Genomic DNA, 20,968 nt, shown 5'->3' on the forward strand with positions numbered 1-20,968 from the left:
CACAAACTTTATCCAAAAACTCTTACTTCTTCACCAACAGTATAACGAACCATTCCTTTCCCAAGAATATCGGTTAACATCTTCATAAGGTCAGGAGTAATATCAATGGAGAAATGGTCGTGAGCTCGAATAACTTTTTTTTCGTCACCATTTCCAACCAAATGAAAGAACACAGAAGAAGCACCTCTATGTACGGAGAGAACATCTTGTAATTTCAAAATGACATCTCTATTTTTTTCTTCCATCATGTTAATTGTTAAATGGAGAGTTTTCTCCATTTTCTTTTCGATGGTAACGGAATTTAATTCTTCGAGTTTATTAACAATTATCTGACCTTTTAACTCTGATTCGTCGGCATCCAGGCGCTCCAATATTCCACGAATGAATACCGTGTTGTCTTCTGTGAATAAATGTTTAAATTCGGCATAAGTTTTAGGGAAGGCAACACATTCGATTTCCCCTGTTTGATCCTCTAACATAAAGTTTACAAACTCTTCTTTTTTCTTGGTGAGTTTGACTACTTTTTTGGAAAGAACTCCCGCAATCTCAACTTTCGATTTGGGTCGAACCTCTTCTAAGTTTTCGATGGTAGTAGGTTTTAATGTTTTTAATTGTTCTGTAAATTTATCTAGTGGGTGGCCGGAAAGATAAAGTCCCGTAGTTTCTTTTTCTCGCTTTAGTAATTCATCGCCATTCCATTCAATTCCATCTTTGGGTAAGTTGAGATTTTCTTCTCCACCACCGTTTGCGCCACCAAACAAAGAAAACTGACCTTCTTTTTCTTCCGCCTGTTTTTTGTTAGCGTAACTTAAAATCATATCCGTTGATTCGAAAATGGTTTTTCTTGTATAACCAAAGGAATCAAAGGCTCCTCCTTGTGCGAGGGACTCTAAAACTTTTTTGTTAGCAAGCCTTGTGTCTAATTTTTTGGTGAAGTCACTTAGTTGCTTGTAACCGCCGTTAGCATTTCGATTGGTTATTATGTTTTCAGCAGCAAGTTCCCCTACACCTTTGATGGAAGAAAGACCAAACCTTACTGTTTTATCATCAGTAATTTCAAATGAAATTCCTGATTCTTTGACATCGGGTCCTAAAATGCGAATTCCCATTTCCTTTGCATTATTGATGTATTTAACAACATCGGTAATTTTAGAATGGTCTCCTGATAATAATGCAGTTAAGTATTCAATGGAATAATTAGCTTTTAAATAAGCGGTTTGATAAGTGACAAAGGCATAAGCAACAGAGTGTGATTTATTAAAACCATACTCACCGAATTTTTCTAACTGTTCAAAAAGTTCTATTGCAAGTTTTTCGTTAATCTTTTTTTCGATCGCACCTTTCACAAACTTCTCTTTCAAAGCAGGAAGTTTTGATTTGTCCTTTTTGGCCATCGCCTTACGAAGAACATCCGAGTCTCCCACTGAATATCCACCCATGATTCGTGATATACCCATCACCTGCTCTTGGTAAACAACTACTCCGTAGGTTTCACCCAAAACTTCTGCTAAACTTTCATGAGGGAAAACAACTTTCTTTTTGCCGTTTTTACGATCTAAATAATCATCCAACATCCCCGAACCCATTGGACCAGGTCGATATAACGCAAGCAAGGCGGCAATCTCTTCAAATTTCTGCACTTGTGCCTTAGCGAAAAGATCACGAATGCCTGACGACGAATCTAACTGGAATATACCTAGAACATTTGCTTTTCGTAACAAACTAAAGGTGGCAGGATCATCTAAAGGGATTTTATCTAAATCAAGTAAAACACCATGACGTTTTTGAATGAGTTTGGTGGCATGATGGATGGTAGTTAAGTTTTTTAAACCTAAGATATCCATCTTGATTAATCCCACTTGTTCCGACATATTTTTGTCGTATTGTGTGACTATGGAACGACCATCTCTACCAGGTTCACTCACCGTAGACAAAGGAACAATTTCTTCTAACGCCGTTGGAGCAATGACAACACCTGCAGCGTGCCTTCCCACCTGACGGTAGTTACCTTCCAACTTCTGTGCAATATAAAATACTTTTTTGTTTAAATCGGATTTTTCGGCAATGTCACGAAGGTCTTTGGATGTATCTACTGCTTCTTGAATGGTAATTCCCAATTTTTTGGGAAAGAGTTTACTCATTTCGTTCACTTCCGAAAACGGAACATTGAAGACACGTGCAACGTCTTTAATGGCAGCTTTTGCAGCTAACGATCCAAAGGTAATGATTTGTCCAACGCGGTCTTCGCCATACCTATGTTTGATGTAATTAATTACTTCTTCCCGTCTTTCTACGCAAAAATCCGTATCGATATCGGGCATATCCTTTCTGTCAGGATTAAGAAACCTTTCAAAAAGTAAGTTATAACGAATGGGATCCACATTTGTAATCCCAAGTGCATAAGCAATGATGGATCCAGCTGCGGAACCTCGTCCCGGACCGACAGGAATTCCTGCTTTTCTAGCAAAGTTTATATAATCCTGAACAATGAGAAAGTATCCAGCAAAATGCATATTTCGAATGGTTTGCATTTCATATTCGGTTCTTTCTCGCACAACAGGCGTTATCTCGTGATACTTTTCTTTGATACCTTCCCAAACCAATTTTTCCAAATAACTATCTGTATCAAAACCAGCAGGAACTTCAAAAGGAGGTAATAAAGGATTTCCAAATTGGAAATTGAGAGAACATTTATCTCGAATGGCTAAAGTATTATAAAAGGCATCGGTATGATCAGGGAAAAGGCCCATCATTTCTGCGGGAGATTTTACATAAAAATTTTCATTAAATCCAAAACGCATTTCATCATCGATATTCTTACGCATACCGATGCGAAGTAAGATGTCTTGCGCCTCTCTATCGTCTTTTGTTAAAAAGTGTGAGTCATTGGTTAGAACAAGTGGAATACCTGTTCGTTTAGAAAATCCCATCACAGCCTCAGCAACAATTCGTTGTTCAGGAATTCCGTGATCTTGGATTTCTAAATAAAAATCTTCTTTGCGAAAGATTTCATGTAATTTACCAGCTAACGCATACGCTTTATCTTCTTTTCCTTCTAAAATCTTTCGGTTCACTTCTCCCGCAAGACAAGCGGTCAAACAAACAAGTCCCTCGCTATGACGTTCTAACAAATCATAATCAATTCTAGGCTTGCGATAAAACCCTTCCGTAAAGGATCGGCTTGCAAGTTTGATAATATTTTGATAACCTATTTCGTTTTTACAAAGTAAAATAATGTGGTAAGCACCGCCGTCCGCAATTTCATCTAATTCTGTTTCGGCACTTCGCGAAGGTGTTACATAAAATTCGCACCCAATGATAGGTTTGACTTCATGTTTGACAGCTTCTTTGTAAAATTCTATGGCACCATACATGTTTCCGTGATCGGTAATGGCGACGGAACTCATACCTAATTCCTTCACACGTTTCATCAGGTCGCTGATCCGTATGGCTCCGTCGAGCATGGAATAGGTAGTATGCAAATGAAGGTGGGCGAAATCTTGCATGGCTTGGTGACATAGTAATGCCAATGGGTTCGTACGTAAAGCGCCCCAAGGGAAGGGTTTCGGATTTTTTTCGGCCCAAATAGCCAATTCCCAAACCTCCCTGTCCCTTCCAAGCCCAAAAACGATGGAAGCTGGTACTGGTTCGTTAAGGATGGTTTTGATTATGTCCCCATTTTCCCTACCTACCATTTCTCCCGTAACTGATGTTTTGCGAAATTCGATTCGTAGTAAAATAGACAATAAAACAAAACCCTTGGGTTCCTTGGGAGATTTGGAGGCCATCGCGACGCAATTGGCTGAAATTCAAAATACCCTTTCCCCTGAGTTAAAAAATCCCAAACTCATTTTATTTGCAGGAGATCATGGGATTACGGATGAACCTGTTTCTCTCTATCCAAAAGATGTCACTTGGCAAATGGTGTTGAATTTTTTATCAGGTGGGGCCTGTGCTAATGTTTTTGCAAAACATAGCCATATCGAGGTAGAAGTAGTCGATGCTGGAGTGGACCATGATTGGGAAGAAGTTAGCGCAAAACCTATCGAAAGAAAAATCAGAAAAGGCACATCCAACTTTTTAAAACAGTCTGCAATGTCATTGGATGAGGCAAAAGAAACCATATTAAGTGGAATCAACCTCCTCTCTGAAGATAGATACTCTTCAACGAATATATTTTTGTTCGGCGAAATGGGGATTGGTAATACATCGGCGGCATCTCTTATTCTCTCTCATCTAACAGGGATTCCACTGAAAAAACTGGTGGGACGAGGAACCGGACTTAACAATAGCGGGAAGGAAAACAAATTTAAAATTCTGAGCGAAGCCTACGAGAGAACTGGAAAATTAAATGATCCATTAGACGTTCTTTCCGAATTTGGTGGATTCGAAATTGGAATGATGGCAGGTGCAATGGTTGGAGCCGCCGCACAAAGAAAAATCTTTGTTGTAGATGGTTTTATTGCAACAGCGGCATACGCAATCGCATTTGCACTCAATCCTTCCGTAAAAAGTTACGCTATTTTTTCGCACCTATCAGAAGAAGAAGGCCATACTGTCATTTTAGAACATTGGAAAGTAAGACCACTCCTTCGACTCAACCTTCGACTAGGAGAAGGTAGTGGTGCCCTTGCCGCTTATCCTCTGATTGAACTAAGTGTTAAGTTTTTAAATGAAATGGCATCCTTTGCTGATGCTGGTGTAAGCAATTCAGATTCAAAATAATATTTTTATGCATTGGATGATAACAGAAATTCGCCTATTCTTCGTTTGTTTATCATTTCTATCTAGAATACCTTCTCCAAAATGGATAGGTTTTCAAGAAGAATGGTTACATAAATCGATTAAATATTCCCCCACTGTAGGAGTTTTATTGGGATTTTTACAATGGAGTATTTTTACAATTTTCCAAATGTTTTTGGGCACTGGGATTGCTTTTATCATTTCCCTTGGTTTTTTGCTGATTATAACTGGCGCCTTTCATGAAGATGGATTTTCTGATTTTTGTGATGGGATTGGTGGAGGTTGGAAAAGAGAAGATATCCTTAGAATTATGAAGGATAGTAGGGTTGGAAGTTTTGGTGCTGCCGGAATTTCCCTTTTATTGATACTTAAAATATTTGCTGGCTTCGATTCGCTGAAAACTACAGGATTTGTATGGCACCAGATTTCTCTTGAAAGAACAATCCAACAAACCCCTGTTTTGCTCTACTTTCTTTCCGCACATAGTTTTAGTCGTTTTATTTCTGTATTAACGATGAAACTACTTCCTTATGCAAAGGAGGAAGGATATGCAAAACCAATGGCAAAGGAAATCACCTGGCCCCAAACTCTATTTGCCAGTTTGGCAGGTCTCAGCCCATTTGTTTTTTTTGTTTACTTACATCCAAAATTTTCACTTAGTTTGGTATTCATTGTTCCCAGTTTTTATTATATGTATTCCCTGATGAAACGTTGGATCAGTGGATTTACTGGTGATTGTTTGGGAGCCGTCCAACAAGTAGTAGAAACTTGTCTTTGGATTTCAGGAGTGTTTGTATGGACCTCTATTTAATTCGCCATCCGGAAACTATAGCTCCAAAAGGAACTTGTTACGGTCGTACTGACTTTCCACTCAAATATCCTGTGGAAGATACGGCAAATTCTACTTTTTCTTATTTACCATCCTCATTCGATCATTTCCTTTCGAGTCCAGCGCCAAGAGCACTAAAACTATCTTCTGCCTTATTATCCAAATACAACTTTGAAACGGTAAATTATAACTCAATACCAACTGACGAACGTTTGTGGGAAATGAATTTTGGAGATTGGGATGGAAAACTTTGGGAAGAAATTCCAAGGAAAGAAACTATCCCGTGGATGAAAGACTTCGTAAATGCAAAAACACCTGGTGGGGAAGCTTTCACTGATCTTATTTTCAGGATGGATTCTTTTATCAACGATTGGAAAAGTGATGGTCCATTAAGACTAGGCTGGGAAAACACAAACAACAAATCCTTAAACTCAATGATTGTTGTTTGTCACTCAGGTCCTATCCGAGCTGCCTTATGCAAATTTAACGGAACTCCTTACGAAGAAGCCTTTAAATCTCCTGTGGACTTTGGATCAGTCCACAAACTAAAAATTTCTTAACAGAGGCCAAGTGGCGGATAAAACACATAAGACATTATCCGCCGTTACTTTTTTACCTAACAAAGGTTAAACCTTCTTTTTTTCACCCAACGGACCAAGTTTAGCAAGAATCAATTCGTTTACTAGTTTCGGATCAGCCTTACCTTTGGTTTCTTTCATCACACCACCAACGATGGCACCAAGAACTCGATCTTTTCCATTTTTCCAACCTTCCACTGATTCAGGTTGTGATTCAATTACGCGAATGACAATTTCTTCTAATGCTTTGTCATCACGAACCACTTTCAAACCCTTTGCTTCGACAATGGCTTCTGGTTGGTCTTTAGAAGTTAACATGTCTTCGAAGATAGTTTTAGCAATTTTTCCTGTAATTTCACCAGAATTGATAAGTTTTACAAGTTTACCAATTCGTGATGGATCGATAGAGAATTCTTGGATGGAAATGTTTTCCTTATTTACGATTCCAAGTATTTCATCTTTTACCCAGTTAGAAGTTTTTTTGGCATCTCCAGAAACAAGAAGTGCTTCTTCAAAGTATTCGGCTATCTCACGTTCGCTGGTTAAAACTTCGGCGTCATAATCGGGTAGTCCAAGTTCTGTTTTGTATCTTTCTTTTTTTTGCCTTGGAAGTTCTGGCAATGTTTTACGAATGTCTTCAATAAAAGAATCAGAAATTTGAATTGTTGGAAGGTCTGGTTCTGGAAAATAACGATAGTCATGACTCATCTCTTTGGAACGCATAGGAATCGTTTTGAGTAATGTGGCATCCCAAAGTTTTGTCATTTGGCGAAAAGACTCTCCACGAGAATACACATCTTTTTGCCATTCAATCTCATAGTCTATCGCTTGTTTTACGGCTTTAAAAGAGTTTAAGTTTTTAATTTCAACTCGAGTGCGAAAACCTTTTTCACCTTTAGGACGAATAGAAACGTTTGCATCACATCGAAGTGATCCTTCTTCCATATTACAATCAGATACTTGAATGTATCGTAAAATGGTTTTGAGTTCGTTCAAATAGACATAAGCTTCATCTGAAGAACGTAAGTCTGGCTCTGATACGATTTCAATCAAAGGAGTTCCAGCACGGTTATAGTCTACATAGGAACGGTTGATGGAAGGATCATGAGAGTGAATGAGTTTTCCCGCATCCTCTTCCATATGAATCCTTGTTAGGGGAATGAATTTTTCTTCTGTTTCCCCTTTTAGTTTGATATGGATTCCACCTTGGGTTGCATAAGGTTTATCAAATTGAGAAATTTGGTAGCCCTTAGGCAAATCTGGGTAAAAATAATTTTTACGATCAAATTTTGTAAATCGAGTGATTTCGCATCCGAGTGCCACACCAGCGCGCACTGCTTTCTCCAAAACAACTTCGTTTAACACCGGCAATGTGCCCGGTAGGGCGACACAAAGTGTGGAGATATGTGTGTTGGGGCTACCGCCAAATTCGTTTGTAGCGGTAGAAAAAATTTTAGATAGAGTGTTGAGCTGGACGTGAACTTCCAGACCGATGATGACTTCGTATTCCATGCGTTTGTAAACAGGATTTTCCTGGAAAATGAACCTGGCAATTCAATTTCCGAGGGAAATCAATCGAGGGGGTCAGGAGCTGATTGCATAACCAATTTATATAGGTTTTTTTGCTCTCGAGATATGCTAATTTCACCAGTTTGGTGCAATTTTTTCGTAAACTCAGAAAGTTCTCTCACACGTGATTCGAATGCGAGTCCAATTTTTTTATCCTCTAATGCAATATGAGACAAAAGCCAATTGCGAAGGTCTTGGACCAAATGGAGTCCCGCCCTTGGGTTTCCCAATTTGAATTCGTCGTTTCTTGTTTTGATAAAATCAATAAACCGTTTATGTTGGTTCATGTGGTTAACCACATCAGTATATCTAAAATACCGCATAATTTTATCTTCCACACCGAAATGATCTTTGGTGTATTCTATTGCTGCTGTTATGACTTTTTGAAAGGTGGCACTGGAACCATCACCTAACTTTAAAGAATGATCTAGCTCAACTATCATTTTTAATAACCAAATGTGTTGTAAATCGATAATTGGAATTCCAGTAGTAAGATTATAAGTTTTCCATATATTTCTTATCTCCTGAATTGTATCAATTGATTGTTCATGGAGTGAAATATGTGTTGTATCCATCTGTACAATGTTTTGATAAATCAAAAGTTGTTCTTTAGAAATTGGATATTTACCTGATTTTAAAATTTCATTACAGTAGGATTTTAAATCAAGACCACTTGCTTTAAAAAAATCAGCATAATCTGTATCATCATGTAGGATATGTTGAAACAGCCATTTTTTAAGAATCTGCAATATTCCAAGAGCTGCCATTTGGCTATTTTTCGCTTCATAATATTTTTCGGTTAATCGTTCTACAAACTTACGATGCCCTTGAATATGCTCTGAAAACTTTGGATAGTTAAAATGTTCAAGAATATCTTCTTCTAATGCAAAATGTTCTGCCACATAGTCCAAGGCTTTTCGAAATGAAGAATGAACATCTACCTCTGAACCTTCTTTTTCAGATTCAACAATGATTTCTTCTAATTCAAGGATGATATGTACCAACCACACATGTTGAAGATCGATGATCGGAATCCCAAGATGGAAAGGTTCACTTAACCATGTGATTCGTAAGGAATCTAGATGTGCGGAGTAATCCTTTTGCATAGTCCCACAAAAAAGTTAACCACTTGGATGTCACGGATTTAGAATCATTTCAGAAATTGATATTTATCAGTATTTTGGAAAATAGAAGGAAACTGGTAAAAAACTACAAGTCTAGCGGATTTAATTCAAGGATGGGAGCCACTCCTAGGTAAACCCAGGAGTGTCGAAAGGTAAAGAAAAGAAAACTAAACGAAAAATTTAGTAGTTAATTTTACCATCAGTCTCACGAAACCGGAGTAAGGTGGATACATCAATTTTGCAATCGATGCCTTAGGAGTTTGTAAAACAGATCTTTCATGGGAGAAAGTTTTAAAACCAAAAAGTCCGTGGTAACTACCATGACCAGAATGATTCACTCCACCAAATGGAAGATTTGAATTCACCAAATGTAGAATCACATCATTGATAACAGCTCCACCTGAACTTGTTCTTTTAAGAACATACCTGGATGTGCTTCGTTTTTTAGTAAAAATATACAAAGCAAGTGGTTTTGGTCTCTCGTTGATGATATGGATGGCTTCGTCCAAAGTTTTGTAAGTGATGATTGGAAGGAGAGGTCCAAAAATTTCATCTTCCATAATACGAGCGTCAAGAGTTACGTTTGTCAGGATGGTTGGAGAAATAAAATTATCAGAACTTCTTACTTCTCCACCATATGCAATTTTTGCACCTTTCTTCACCGCATCTTCCATATAAGAAGAAACTCTTCCAAAGTTTTTGGCGTTCACGATACGGCAAAAGTCTGGACTTGCAGTAAAATTTTCAGGTTTAGACTTAAAAAAACTTTCAGTGGTTTCTTTTGCATATTTTACAAACTCTTCCACTTTGGATTCGGGAATTAAGAGATAATCGGGAGCCACACATGTTTGCCCTGCGTTTAAAAATTTTCCCCACATAATTCTTTCTGCAGCCACTTTTAAGTCAGCATCTTCTGCAACGATTGAAGGAGACTTTCCACCTAACTCCAATGTTACGCTGGTAAGATTTTTTGCAGCGGCTGTCATTACAATTTTACCGACCGGAGTTGAACCAGTAAAGAATATATGGTCAAAAGGAACTTCTAGCAATGCAGTTGCAACAGATACATCACCTTCAAAAACGGCAACTTCATCTTCTGCAAATACTTCACTTAACATTGCTTTGATGACATCTGCTGTATGTGGTGTAAACTCAGAAGGTTTCATCATGATTGTGTTTCCAGCAGCAATTGCAGCAGCCAGTGGGGCAATGGCAAGGTGGAACGGATAATTCCAAGGAGCTATGATGAGACAAACTCCTTTCGGTTCATAAACGATACGGCTAGAGGCACCAAGTAAAGTGGGAGGTGTCATTACGTTTTTTGGACGCATCCAATGTTTTACATGGCGAATGGCATCATTGATCTCCGCAATGGTTGGCAATATTTCAGTGATGTCCACTTCTCCTGCAGATTTTCTGAAATCAGAATGCAGTGCTGTTTGAATTTCTTTTTGGTATTTGAGGACTGCGTTTTTTAGTTTTTTTAATTTGAGAATTCGTGTTTTGAAATTGGATAAACGAAGTTCCAATGCCTTTTTCTTTTGCGCTTGGAAAATACGATCAATATCAGAGGGAGTAAAACTTTTGGTTTGGATCACAGCCTTTCCAGAATTTGAGGTTTGTGAGAGGGTGGCTTGGGTCATGGGAATCTCCGTATTACTGACTCTCGTTCATTTACAGAGGAAGTTCAAGAACTTTTTCAGAAATCGGGGCGAATCTATGTCTTTTTTATGCCAAAAATCCTTTTCCAAACCCGGGAGGTGGGCCGTTTTGCGCATAAAGCTCCGTTCGGTCCAAATACAATTGGGATGCTTTATCAGTAGGATCGATAGTGAGAACAGCCCGAAACCCATCCCCCGCTTTGGCAAATTCTCCATCCCAAAACAAATTCACACTTTCTTCGAACTGTTCTTTGGTTTTTAACTTCAGATCAAAGGAATCTTCCACACCTTCCACCAAAACTTGAGCAATTCCAATTAACTTCTGTTTGGCTGGGATTTTAATAAAATCTAATAGCCGATGTGGATACGAATCTGGATGTTCCAACTCAAGAAGTGCGTCCAAACTTAGAATGATTTTTGCACCATATTTTTTGGTCATTGATTCCAAAGAATTCGCAACACCCATCGAATCGGATAAAACGGCAGACTCTATTCTTTGTTCTTCTCCGATGATGCCTAACATCAACTCTCCAAAATGGATTCCTACACCGATATTAATATCCCCTACTCGGTGTGGTCTAGTTTCCTTATTCCACTTTGCAATTGTTTTATGCATCTCAATCGCCGCAGATAACGCATCTTCTGGTTGTTTTTCAAACAAAGCAAAAACAGCATCCCCCACATATTTTTCGATAAACCCATTATGAGATCGAATGGTTGGTCCTACCTGTCTTAAATAATCATTAAGGAATAAAAAAGTTTCTTCTGGACTTAATGTTTCAGAAATTGCCGTAAAATCACGAATATCTGAGGATAATACAGACATTTGTTTTACGATAAAATCTCCACGTTTCACTCTCGTTTTGGATACTTTTGAAAACAATTGAATGAGCCGCAAAGGAACAAATTTCGCATAAACTTGGTTAGATGACTCAAGGCGATTATTTACTTCTATTAGTTCCGTTGTTAAAGTATCCATCGAAGTATAAAACCTAGCATTTCTCCTAGCGAGGAGAATACTCTGAAACAAAAAGAAGACAAACAATGAAAAAGGCATCAATGGTTGGGACTGAAACCAGTAATTTCCGGCCATCAAATCATGTGTCGATCCAATCATTAAAAGTAGAGATCCATAAAAAACCAAACTACTATCTCTTTTTTTCTGTTTATAAATCCTTAAAATCACATAAAAAGAACAAACACTAAAAAATAGAATTACAACTTGAGAAAAAATATTTGTTTTCGTGAACAGTTTTACATCCGTTAGTAAAACAAATGACACATAACAAGCTGTTATACTCCAACAAGAATACAACATCCACTTAGGAACTTCCGACCTTCCCGGAAACAAACTCTTTAAGTAACCTAAGAAAAAACAAACAAGAAGAGGTGCGGAAGTATAATCCAAAACCTGCATCCAATGCCAGGAAAAATCTGGAATCGCATACACAATATAATAGTTATCAAGAACCACCAATCGAAGGCCAGTAAACAAACAAAACAATGCAAAAAATAGAGAACTCTTTTCGTCTCTTCGGAATAAAAATACTGTTAGTTGGTATAATGCCATTGTTAACATTGCACCAAATACAAATACTTCTCCAGCGGAATATATGAGAGATTGGTTTTGAATGACTTCTTTTGTTCCAATTTCAATTGGTTTTCTATATCCACCACGCGCATGACGAAAATTACTTACCACATAAAGTATTTCTTGTTCGAAACCTTCAGGTTGGAAAGATACATATTGGATTTGGTATTTTGGAACTGCACTTAACTCGTCAGTTCCCACCTTTCCAGAACTTGCAATTTTTTGCCGATTGACATATAACTCATAAGAACTTGTGGCAGGTTGTACCCTTAGGTAATAACGAATTTTCGGATCGGGTATTTTTAGTGTTAGGCGAAATACGGCAAAACCATCGCCTCCCTCACCTTCTGGTCGATAGGAATTCCAAGAGGAAGGAACTTTCGCATAAGTTTTTTCAGGTTTATTTATTTTTTCAAATAAACTTTCACCAAATACCTCTCCCCAATAGAACTCCCATTCTCCACTAGTGGAAAATTTTTGATGGTTTTCAACAGCCTCAATTGGAATTTCAAGGTAACCTTTATCCGCTTCCGTTGAAGAACTGAAACTACAGGAAAAAAATGAAATAGAGAAAATCAAAAAGTTTAAAACTAGGAGAATGGATTTATTTATTTTTCCCATGCAGAAACTCCATCCCAGTCTTCACCAACACCGGCTGTTTGGTAATATTCACATCGTTCAATGTAAATCTGAGCTGCCAAATCTTCAGGATTATTTGCAAATACTTCACGAAATCCTTCTAAGGCAGAAACAAAGTCTGCGCGTTCATAATCAAAAATTGCGGCTTCAAACCTTTCCCTATTTTCAATTTTTTTATTGGAGATAACATCAATATCGGGTATCAAAACTTCCGCTATCATTACCGTTTCTTGTTTTCCTTTGACACGAACAAAGTCCAAAATCCGATATGGAATTGTATCCAAGTCTTCGTGTAACATAAGTGAGGTTAAACTTACCAAAATTCTTGCGCCATATTTTTTGGTTAATCCCTGGATTCGACTCGAAAGATTGACAGTATCAGAAATGACTGTGGATTCTAGTCTTTCCTCTTCTCCCAGAATTCCGAGCATCGTATCCCCGGAGTGAATTCCGATTCCTGCATGAAGAGGCATATACCCAAACGTTAGTCTTCGTTCATTGTATTTTTCTAATTCCCATTGGATGTCTTCTGCTGCCTTGATGGAATTTTGAATTCCTCCATCAAAAAGTGCCATAATCGCACTTCCAATGTATTTATCGATAAAACCATTATTTTTTCTTACACATGGCCCAATCCTTCCCAAATAAGAATTGGTAAACAACATTCGATTTTCTAAAGGAATGGAGTAAATAATATCCCAATACTCCCAAATATCGGCGAACAAAACTGTCATCTCTCGTTCACTACTATCACCTAACCTAACTTCTTCGATACTTTCCTTACCCAAATGAGTTAAAAAGTCACGAGGAATAAATTTTGCATAAAATCGATTTGTTAGGATAAATTGTTCGTTGATTGTTTCAAACTCTTCTTTTAACAAAACCTTCTTTTGGAAAGTCCTTGTCATACGAAGTGTAACAATGGTTGATTGAACTCCAAAAAATAAAAAAACTGCAACCTGAGACAAGGTTGATTCGCCTTCACCGCTATAAGCGAGGAAAACATCATAAACAAAACCAACAAATAATACCAAATAACCTATAAAGAAAATTCCAGCATCTGGTAATCCTCTTACCATCATTTGGTATAACCGAATCCCCAAAAACACAGCATAGACAATTCCTAATACTTGGAAAACAACTTCAAACTGTGTATATACTTCTGGTTTTATGATTAAACCATAAACTAACATAAACTGTACGTAGGCACTAAAATATAAAATTAACTTTGTATCAACAAACCTTGGAAAAAGTCCATCCACAAACCACAAAAACAAAATGCCTAAAACAAAAACGGATGCATACTCAACATAAACAACCAAATCCCAAGGTATATTGGGAAAAACTGCATAAATTGTTTTACTTCCGATAAATGGAATTCTAAAAGCAAAAACTAAACAGAAAAACCCAAAGTAAAAAGCTTCTCTTTGTTTGTTTCTATAAAAGAACAAAATAAAATGATACAAACCGAACATGAATATAGCACCTGTTAAGGCCAAATCCATAGTGCTTTGTGCTAAAATATAATTTTGAACGTTTTCAGCAAGACCAAAGACCGGCGCATTTGGTAGGCCACCTTCTTTGTGATGAAAATTACTTACTTCAATTTGGATTTGAATGTGGTCCCTTGCAGAAATTGTAAAACTCTGTCCCTGAGCACTGGGTATCGTAGTTTCTTTGGTTAAACCAGGTTCACCAGACACCAAACTTCTGTTACCTGCTATTAGTCGAAACGCTGTCCGAACCTCAGGCAAATAAACCGAATAAATCTGAGTTTCTTCCGGCAGTTTGATATCCAAAACATAAGTCCCAAAACCTTTCCCATCTCCAAAACTAGAGCGAAGTGGTACTTGATTCCAAAGTGCAGGAACGGGGAGGTGAGTGGGGGCAGCGGCATCAGGTGCCACATGAAACTCTCTTGGAAAAAATTTCCAATCTCCCTGTAGTGCCAAGGCCGGCCCAGATTCGAAAGAGAAATTTTGTAGGTCCAATTCACCCGATTGAATTTGTGGGGAAGGTGTCACCATACGGCAGGCCGTTAACAAAAAGGAAAGGCAAAGATAGGTTATTGTCTGGCGGGTCATCCCTAACCTTCAGAGACTCCTTGGGGACACGAATTTGGAAAGGAAGTTTTCGAATTAAAAAAAATAATATTTTTTGGTTTGTACGGCTGTCCTATTCAGTTATTATGTCACCTAAATGAAAACTCCTTCCGGTTCCAATAAGGCCGCCCTTACCTACCAAATCCTCGGCCGCTATTTACCGGATGAAGTGTTCGCACATTTGAGTGATGCGGAAATTGAATCACTTCTGCTGAAAGTAGAATCCAACCCTTCCCCAACAAAACGGCAAGAAAAAGACATCCTCCTTTCCTTTACCAATTTCCTTCAAAAGAATCAGCAAAAAACAAAAGGGAAATCTGCGAAGATCGATGATTCACCCAAAAAAGCAGGGAATTCTGCGTTTCAACTTGGAAATGAACCCCACGTGGGTGGCTTTACGAATAACTACAACCATCCCCGAAATCCAAGCAGTTCAGATGAGAAATATACGTATAACGAACATCCAGATTCAAATGAATTGTATTCCTTACTCCAGGAAATTCTAAAAGAAGAAGAAACTAAAGCCAACTCTCCGCTTTGGCCCGAACTTCCCAAATTTTCCTTAGAAATGCTCCGCCATTTGACTATGGATGAGTCATCAGAAGTAGTGGCCCGGGTCCTTAGCTTTTCTGATCCGGAAACGGCATCCGAGGTTTTAGCCGAATATCCGGAAAACCATAGAGAAAATATCATTTTAGCACTTTCCGAAATTGACTACCATTCGGACAGAGAACGCGACCAACTGGAACGGTTTCTACGTTTCAAAATGGAACTGATCGAGAAAAAAATGCCGGTTTCTAAAATTCGCAGCCGGAAAGCCAAAACGGCAGGGGAAATTCTCACACGACTTCCTTTTTTGCCATCTCAAAATTTAATTGAACGAATTCAGAAAAAAAGCCCAGAATATGCCGAAACTATAGTAGAACACTACTTTCGTTTGGAAGACCTCCTTCATTTAGGAAGGACGAGTCTTACTCGGTTTTTTTCTGAGATCCATCCTCTTGTCATAGCTTGTGCTTTGAAGGGAGTAGAGACGGATTTCCGTGACCAAGTGTATTCCAATTTGGAATCTTGGCTCGTAAAAGAAATAAAGATCGAATGGGATTCGTTAGGTCCTGTTTCACTCGCGGAGATCGAAGAAGCTCAAAAAGGTATCTTAGATCGTTTGCGGGAAGCAATGGATGAAGGCAAAGTGAAACTCTGGAGATTGAAGTAAGTATATGGCAAAACTCGTCTTTAAACCAATCCAAATTGCCGACTTACAAGAAGAAGTTGAAATCCAACTTCCTGATAAGTACAAAAAATTTCATAAAACCGACGAACAAGAAGACTTCGAGATAGACCAAGAAGGGAATATCATCGAACAATACCAAGGTCCATCGATTGAAGAAATCGAAGCGGAACTCCAAAGGTATCGCCAAGAGACAGAAGAACAAGTTCGTCAATTATTAGAAGACGCAAAAAAACAAGCCAAAGCCATTGAAGAAGAAGGTAGAACCAAAGCCTTCCAAATGGTTCAAGACTCCAAAGAAAAAATTAAATTAGAAGAAGACTCTGGCCGCGCCAAAGCAGAACAAATCTTAGATCGTGCCAAGATGGAAGTCGAACGTATGATCAAAGAAGCCGAAATGAAACAGGCTGAGATCGAACACGAAGCCTACCAAAAAGGATATGATGCCGGTCGTGAAGTAGGTTTCAAAAAAGGTCAAGGAGAAGTGAGGCGACTCATTGACAGGTTAGGAACTATCATTGGTAAGGCGATCGACATTCGCGAAGAAATGATTGCTGCATCTGAAAAACAAATGGTAGAAATGATTCTTGTCATTGCAAGAAAAGTAATCAAAGACGAAATCATTGAACGTAAAGAAATTGTACTTAATAATATTCGCGAAGCAATGAAACGAATCAAAGACCGTGATCGTATTGATATTCGCGTAAACTTTGCCGACTTGGAGCTCACAACAGCTCATAAAGATGAACTTATCAAACTAATGGAATCACTCAGAAAAGTAAACATTTACGAAGATTCTCGTGTAGACCGCGGTGGTGTGATCATCGAAACAGATGTGGGAGCGATCGACGCAAGGATCTCCACTCAGCTCAAAGAAATCGAAGAGGCAATTCGAAACGTAGAGCCGATATGATTTCGAAAACCCGTTTTTACCAAATCGTTTTCGGGTTCGCATTTGTTTTGTCACCAGCTTTGTTCAGTTTGGCGGCAGAACCTTGCGGAACTTTAATTACATCGTTCGAAAAACCAATTGTATTAAAAACTGATTGGTTGTTTAGAAAAGGTGACAATTTAGATTGGAGAGATGAAACGGTTGAAGAATCCTTCTGGGTTAAACGTTCTGTTCCTGATTACGGAATTTCAAAAACGGAAAACCTAACGGGTTATCATTGGTATCGTTGCTCCTTCTTTTTGCCAGAAAATTATACAACTCCGGTAGAACCAATTGCCATCCAATTGGGACGAATTCGAGACATTGATGAGTTTTATCTAAACGGAACACTCATTGATAAAACGGGAACGGTTCTACCTAAAATGGAGGTAGATTTCCAAAAAATTCGAATTTATTCCCTACCAACTCACCTTCTTAAACCTGGCCTCAATATTATGGCCATTCGGATATATGCAGCCACCAATTTAAATGGACTCAAGGAGGCACCGACAATAGCAAAGGAACGCCTGTTACGTGAGGCAGTTTTTTCAAAAGAAGCCTTTGCGATGGTTTGTGGATATGTATTTATCTTTATGGGAATTTACTTTTTGGTAGGTTCCATAGTTCGTGGAAGAGCTGGAGAAAATTTCTTTTTCGCATTATTTTCTATTTTTATGGGAATTTATGTTCTCATCCGCACACAACATAGAGACATCTTATTCGATAGTTTTACTTGGTCTTATGTAGCAGAACTTTTAGTACTCATTTGCCTTCCTATATTTTTTATCAATTTCATGCACCAATACCTAAAAATGAAACGTAGTTTGGTGTTACTCGGTTACGAAGTTTTTCTTTTTGCATTATTTGTAATCACCTTGTTTTTCAGAACACCCAAAACTTGGATTTTGGTAATCGCCCTCTTCAACTACACTTTACCAGTGGCAATGGGTTTAGTAATTTATCTGTTTGTTAAAAATGGAAAAGCAAACATAGCAAAGGTGAAATTCATTCTCATCGGGATTGCCTGTATTTTACCAACTGTTCTTATTGATAGCCTCTCCGCTTTAGAAGTCATTTCCTTGCCTGGAACATTATACCTTGGATTTCTGATATTTTTAGTGATGATTTCAATCCAACTTTCAAATGATATTGTTTTGGGATTAGAAAACTTTATCGAACAAGAAAAAGAACTCATCCAAATGGAAAGGGTCAAAACTGGATTTTTAATTAATTTATCTTCTGAATTTAAATCAGGAATGGAAAAAATTAAGAACGCTATTGATAATATTTCAGCTAGCCAAAATAAAATTTCAACAAAAGAACAAACTAAAACAACCCCAAAAAAAGCTGCAAAAAAGAAAACCAAAGCTAAAACCAGTGTCACAAAGCAAGATTTAGATCCCATCAAACAAGCTGAAGATCACATATCTTACATGAGTTATATGGTTGAAGAAGCAATTCTACTTAGAAAATTAGAAGACAAAACATACATTCCATTTTACGAAACATTCTCCGTAACTGAGTTAATTAAACACTGTGTTTCTAATATTGAAAACCACTTGGAACAACACAGAAAATCTACTACAATTGATGTAAAACCCAAAGACCTAGAAATTTATTTTCCGAAAGAATTACTTTTCTGTATTTTAAGAAATCTAATTGAAAATGCATATCAATATACAGATCCAAAGACAGACATTAATATAGAGTTTTTTAACCGCGATGGATTTCACCAACTCATCGTAATGGACGAAGGTATGGGCCTTAGCCAATTAGAAATGGAAACGATCTTTCAAAAGTTCGTCAGAGGTTACCGAGATAAAAAAAATGAAATTCCAGGTGCCGGCATAGGCTTAACTTTAGTAGAAGCTACTACGAAATTTCTTGGTGGAACCGTAAGTTTAAAATCAAGCGAAGGGATGGGAGCGAAATTTACAATCCGTATCCCGGAGAAACCAAAAAAATGAAATCCTTTGTATTCAAACGAATCCTTATTCTCTGTTTACTCTTTTTAGTTTCGAATTGTTCTCGCTCCACGGACGAAAATACTGTAGTATTAAGGTTAGACGGCGAAGATTGGGGAATTTATTTTCACAATAATGCAGATATACTTAGCAACGAATTCAATGCAAATAACCTTGATATTACTACCGTACCAAGTAATTTTCGAAACTTAAATAGAAATTACCGTGGATCTATTTGGGTTAGAAAAAGTTTTGAAATCACAACAGAACAACACCAAAAATCCTTAGCACTACAACTTGGAAAAATCTACCAATCAGATGAAGTTTTTATCAATGGTGTTTTAATTGGAAAAAATAATTCTGCCTTCGGAAAAGACCCAGAAGAATTTGCATTCGGTAGACCAAGAATCTACCCAATCCCACATGATTTATTGTTAGAAGGCGAAAATGTTCTAATTATCAAAATCGATTCTTCACTCTCAACTTCTGCAGGCATCATCACTGGCCCCATTCGTATCGTTACTTACGAAGAAGCTCTCAACGGCAATTTGTATGATTCGCTCGTAGAACTAATCTTTGTTGGGTTTTATCTTTTTATTGCCCTATTTTTCTTTATTAATTTTTTCAATCTACGAGATAAAAAAGAATATCTAAGTTTTAGTATTCTGGCACTTATTTTCTCTGGTTACGAATTGTCCAAAAACGAAGTTCGATTTTTTTTGATCAATCAATTTGCCATTTTAAAATTTATCGAATATTCATTTCTCCTAATACTTCCTTACGGATTCATTAAATTTATCCAAGATTTCTTTGAACTAAAACCATTTAAATACCAAAGACTATATTTATTAACACAGTTTTTATTTATCGCAGTTTTCGCATTAGTTTCGAATCCAGTGTTTTGGTATAACTTTATTGGTTATTGGGATATCCATTTACTAGCAGTTATTGGTTATGCGATATATGTAACATTTATCAAATTTCGCGAACAAAAACGTGGTTCTGCAATCCACCTATTAGCCCTTATTTATCTACTATATTCTATACTAAAAGAAATTTTAATTGAGAGAGGTTATTTAAACTCACCTTCTTCTCTTGAAACAAGTTTTTTGGTTTATTTAATTTTAATGACCCTCGCACTACGTTTCCAATTTTTAATGATGAAACGTAAACTTCAAAATAGATACGAAAGGTTAAAAGAAGCTGACTCCCTACGGGAAAAAATATTTTATTATATGGATGCAATGATATCTGGCCCATTGAAATCCATGAAAGAAAAATTGATTTCTTATCGCGAATCTAACCAAAAAACCAAAGATAAAAATTTAGTTAAAGAAGTGATAGAAGTCCAATCATCAATCGACAATGTGATGGATGATATCATTGAACTTTCTCGTTTGGAAGTCTTAAAGGAAGTTCCCTTTAAAGAGCAAGTTAACTTTGTTTCTTTTATCAATGAAGTAATTCCGGAAGATGACATTACATATTCCATTAAAGTAAATCCAGAAACAGAAATTCATAACAGTTTGGATTTAATTAACTCAGTCGTTGTAAGACTAGTTGATTTTCCGCCTTTCAAAGAATTCAATCATAATGATTTAATTATTACCCAAGACTTACGAGGAAATGTTCATTTCCGATTTTTATTATTTCACAGTAATCCGAAAGTTTCACAAAGATTATTTACTGAATTAGTAGAGAATTATAATACCTTGACACCTATAAAAGTAAAATGGGCTATCATTCTTGAGATCGTAAGACTATTAGGTGCAAAGATTGATTTCAAAATCATCAAAAAGAAATACCTAAAAATCGACTTAGGCATTGCAGCAATCGTCCCAGTTTCCGAATTGCAACCAATCAAAGAATCAAAAGCTTCGAATCAATCAACTCCAAACAAAACAGAAAAGGAAGATTGGAGAGTTACTTTAAAACGTATTTGGAAAGTATTGAAAGAAACTGAGATTAAGATTCCCAATTTTAAAAAGAAAAAATAAATTTATTAT

The 20,968-nt window shown here is 37.3% G+C and carries 13 protein-coding genes; 7 read left to right on the forward strand and 6 right to left on the reverse strand.

The features are described 5' to 3' along the window. Positions 1-8: 8 nt before the first annotated feature. On the reverse strand, positions 9-3,506 hold the full coding sequence (gene dnaE / locus EHQ31_RS11310) for a DNA polymerase III subunit alpha (RefSeq protein WP_135574122.1): 3,498 nt from the start codon (positions 3,504-3,506) through the stop codon (positions 9-11). A 163-nt stretch (positions 3,507-3,669) separates the two neighbouring features. Here dnaE and cobT point away from each other — a divergent pair, with 163 nt between their 5' ends. From cobT to EHQ31_RS11325, 3 genes are read left to right on the forward strand one after another with little or no spacing between them, the layout of a single operon-like run. Continuing rightward, positions 3,670-4,725: a nicotinate-nucleotide--dimethylbenzimidazole phosphoribosyltransferase gene (gene cobT, locus EHQ31_RS11315; RefSeq protein ID WP_135573655.1), complete on the forward strand. Its 1,056-nt coding sequence runs from the start codon at positions 3,670-3,672 to the stop codon at positions 4,723-4,725. Between the two features lie 7 nt (positions 4,726-4,732). After that, positions 4,733-5,554 (forward strand): adenosylcobinamide-GDP ribazoletransferase, encoded by an 822-nt coding sequence (locus EHQ31_RS11320; protein WP_135573653.1) that lies wholly within the window; start codon positions 4,733-4,735, stop codon positions 5,552-5,554. Next, entirely contained in the window at positions 5,539-6,132 is a 594-nt protein-coding gene (locus EHQ31_RS11325) for a histidine phosphatase family protein (protein ID WP_135573651.1), read from the forward strand. The genes EHQ31_RS11320 and EHQ31_RS11325 overlap by 16 nt, the downstream gene beginning before the upstream one ends. 66 nt (positions 6,133-6,198) lie before the next feature. On the opposite strand, the gene gatB is transcribed toward EHQ31_RS11325, so the two are convergent. The 5 genes from gatB to EHQ31_RS11350 all read right to left on the reverse strand — a co-directional run bounded on the left by gatB (position 6,199) and on the right by EHQ31_RS11350 (position 14,818). Continuing rightward, positions 6,199-7,662: an Asp-tRNA(Asn)/Glu-tRNA(Gln) amidotransferase subunit GatB gene (gatB, locus tag EHQ31_RS11330; protein ID WP_135573649.1), complete on the reverse strand. Its 1,464-nt coding sequence runs from the start codon at positions 7,660-7,662 to the stop codon at positions 6,199-6,201. 59 nt (positions 7,663-7,721) lie between these two features. Then, positions 7,722-8,825 carry a bacteriohemerythrin gene (locus EHQ31_RS11335; protein WP_135573647.1) on the reverse strand — a complete coding sequence of 368 codons (1,104 nt, stop codon included), beginning with the start codon at positions 8,823-8,825 and terminating at the stop codon, positions 7,722-7,724. Between the two features lie 185 nt (positions 8,826-9,010). After that, positions 9,011-10,492, reverse strand: a complete 1,482-nt coding sequence (locus tag EHQ31_RS11340) for an aldehyde dehydrogenase family protein (RefSeq protein WP_420844114.1) — start codon at positions 10,490-10,492, stop codon at positions 9,011-9,013. Positions 10,493-10,571: 79 nt separating this feature from the next. Next, positions 10,572-12,716 carry an adenylate/guanylate cyclase domain-containing protein gene (locus tag EHQ31_RS11345; protein ID WP_135573644.1) on the reverse strand — a complete coding sequence of 715 codons (2,145 nt, stop codon included), beginning with the start codon at positions 12,714-12,716 and terminating at the stop codon, positions 10,572-10,574. Further along, a complete protein-coding gene (locus EHQ31_RS11350; protein ID WP_135573642.1) occupies positions 12,704-14,818 on the reverse strand; it encodes an adenylate/guanylate cyclase domain-containing protein in 2,115 nt (704 codons plus the stop codon). Before EHQ31_RS11350 ends, EHQ31_RS11345 begins: the two co-directional genes overlap by 13 nt. A 115-nt stretch (positions 14,819-14,933) precedes the next feature. Here EHQ31_RS11350 and EHQ31_RS11355 point away from each other — a divergent pair, with 115 nt between their 5' ends. From EHQ31_RS11355 to EHQ31_RS11370, 4 genes are read left to right on the forward strand one after another with little or no spacing between them, the layout of a single operon-like run. After that, positions 14,934-16,052: a FliG C-terminal domain-containing protein gene (locus tag EHQ31_RS11355; protein ID WP_135573640.1), complete on the forward strand. Its 1,119-nt coding sequence runs from the start codon at positions 14,934-14,936 to the stop codon at positions 16,050-16,052. A 4-nt stretch (positions 16,053-16,056) separates the two neighbouring features. Beyond that, positions 16,057-16,980 carry a flagellar assembly protein FliH gene (fliH, locus tag EHQ31_RS11360; protein ID WP_002973208.1) on the forward strand — a complete coding sequence of 308 codons (924 nt, stop codon included), beginning with the start codon at positions 16,057-16,059 and terminating at the stop codon, positions 16,978-16,980. Continuing rightward, positions 16,977-18,965, forward strand: a complete 1,989-nt coding sequence (locus EHQ31_RS11365; protein ID WP_135573638.1) for a sensor histidine kinase — start codon at positions 16,977-16,979, stop codon at positions 18,963-18,965. The genes fliH and EHQ31_RS11365 overlap by 4 nt, the downstream gene beginning before the upstream one ends. Next, positions 18,962-20,959 (forward strand): 7TM-DISM domain-containing protein, encoded by a 1,998-nt coding sequence (locus tag EHQ31_RS11370; protein ID WP_135573636.1) that lies wholly within the window; start codon positions 18,962-18,964, stop codon positions 20,957-20,959. Before EHQ31_RS11365 ends, EHQ31_RS11370 begins: the two co-directional genes overlap by 4 nt. The last annotated feature ends 9 nt before the right edge of the window (positions 20,960-20,968 follow it).

This window comes from Leptospira montravelensis (genome assembly GCF_004770045.1).
GTDB classification, from domain to species: Bacteria; Spirochaetota; Leptospiria; order Leptospirales; family Leptospiraceae; genus Leptospira_A; species Leptospira_A montravelensis.

Coding starts and splice junctions, on each gene's coding strand:
- dnaE (WP_135574122.1), bottom strand. CDS start 3,506: ATGCAAGATTTCGCCCACCTTCATTTGCATACTACCTATTCCATGCTC.
- EHQ31_RS11370 (WP_135573636.1), top strand. CDS start 18,962: ATGAAATCCTTTGTATTCAAACGAATCCTTATTCTCTGTTTACTCTTT.
- cobT (WP_135573655.1), top strand. CDS start 3,670: ATGTCCCCATTTTCCCTACCTACCATTTCTCCCGTAACTGATGTTTTG.
- EHQ31_RS11335 (WP_135573647.1), bottom strand. CDS start 8,825: ATGCAAAAGGATTACTCCGCACATCTAGATTCCTTACGAATCACATGG.
- gatB (WP_135573649.1), bottom strand. CDS start 7,662: ATGGAATACGAAGTCATCATCGGTCTGGAAGTTCACGTCCAGCTCAAC.
- EHQ31_RS11350 (WP_135573642.1), bottom strand. CDS start 14,818: ATGACCCGCCAGACAATAACCTATCTTTGCCTTTCCTTTTTGTTAACG.
- EHQ31_RS11320 (WP_135573653.1), top strand. CDS start 4,733: ATGCATTGGATGATAACAGAAATTCGCCTATTCTTCGTTTGTTTATCA.
- EHQ31_RS11355 (WP_135573640.1), top strand. CDS start 14,934: ATGAAAACTCCTTCCGGTTCCAATAAGGCCGCCCTTACCTACCAAATC.
- EHQ31_RS11365 (WP_135573638.1), top strand. CDS start 16,977: ATGATTTCGAAAACCCGTTTTTACCAAATCGTTTTCGGGTTCGCATTT.
- fliH (WP_002973208.1), top strand. CDS start 16,057: ATGGCAAAACTCGTCTTTAAACCAATCCAAATTGCCGACTTACAAGAA.
- EHQ31_RS11345 (WP_135573644.1), bottom strand. CDS start 12,716: ATGGGAAAAATAAATAAATCCATTCTCCTAGTTTTAAACTTTTTGATT.
- EHQ31_RS11325 (WP_135573651.1), top strand. CDS start 5,539: ATGGACCTCTATTTAATTCGCCATCCGGAAACTATAGCTCCAAAAGGA.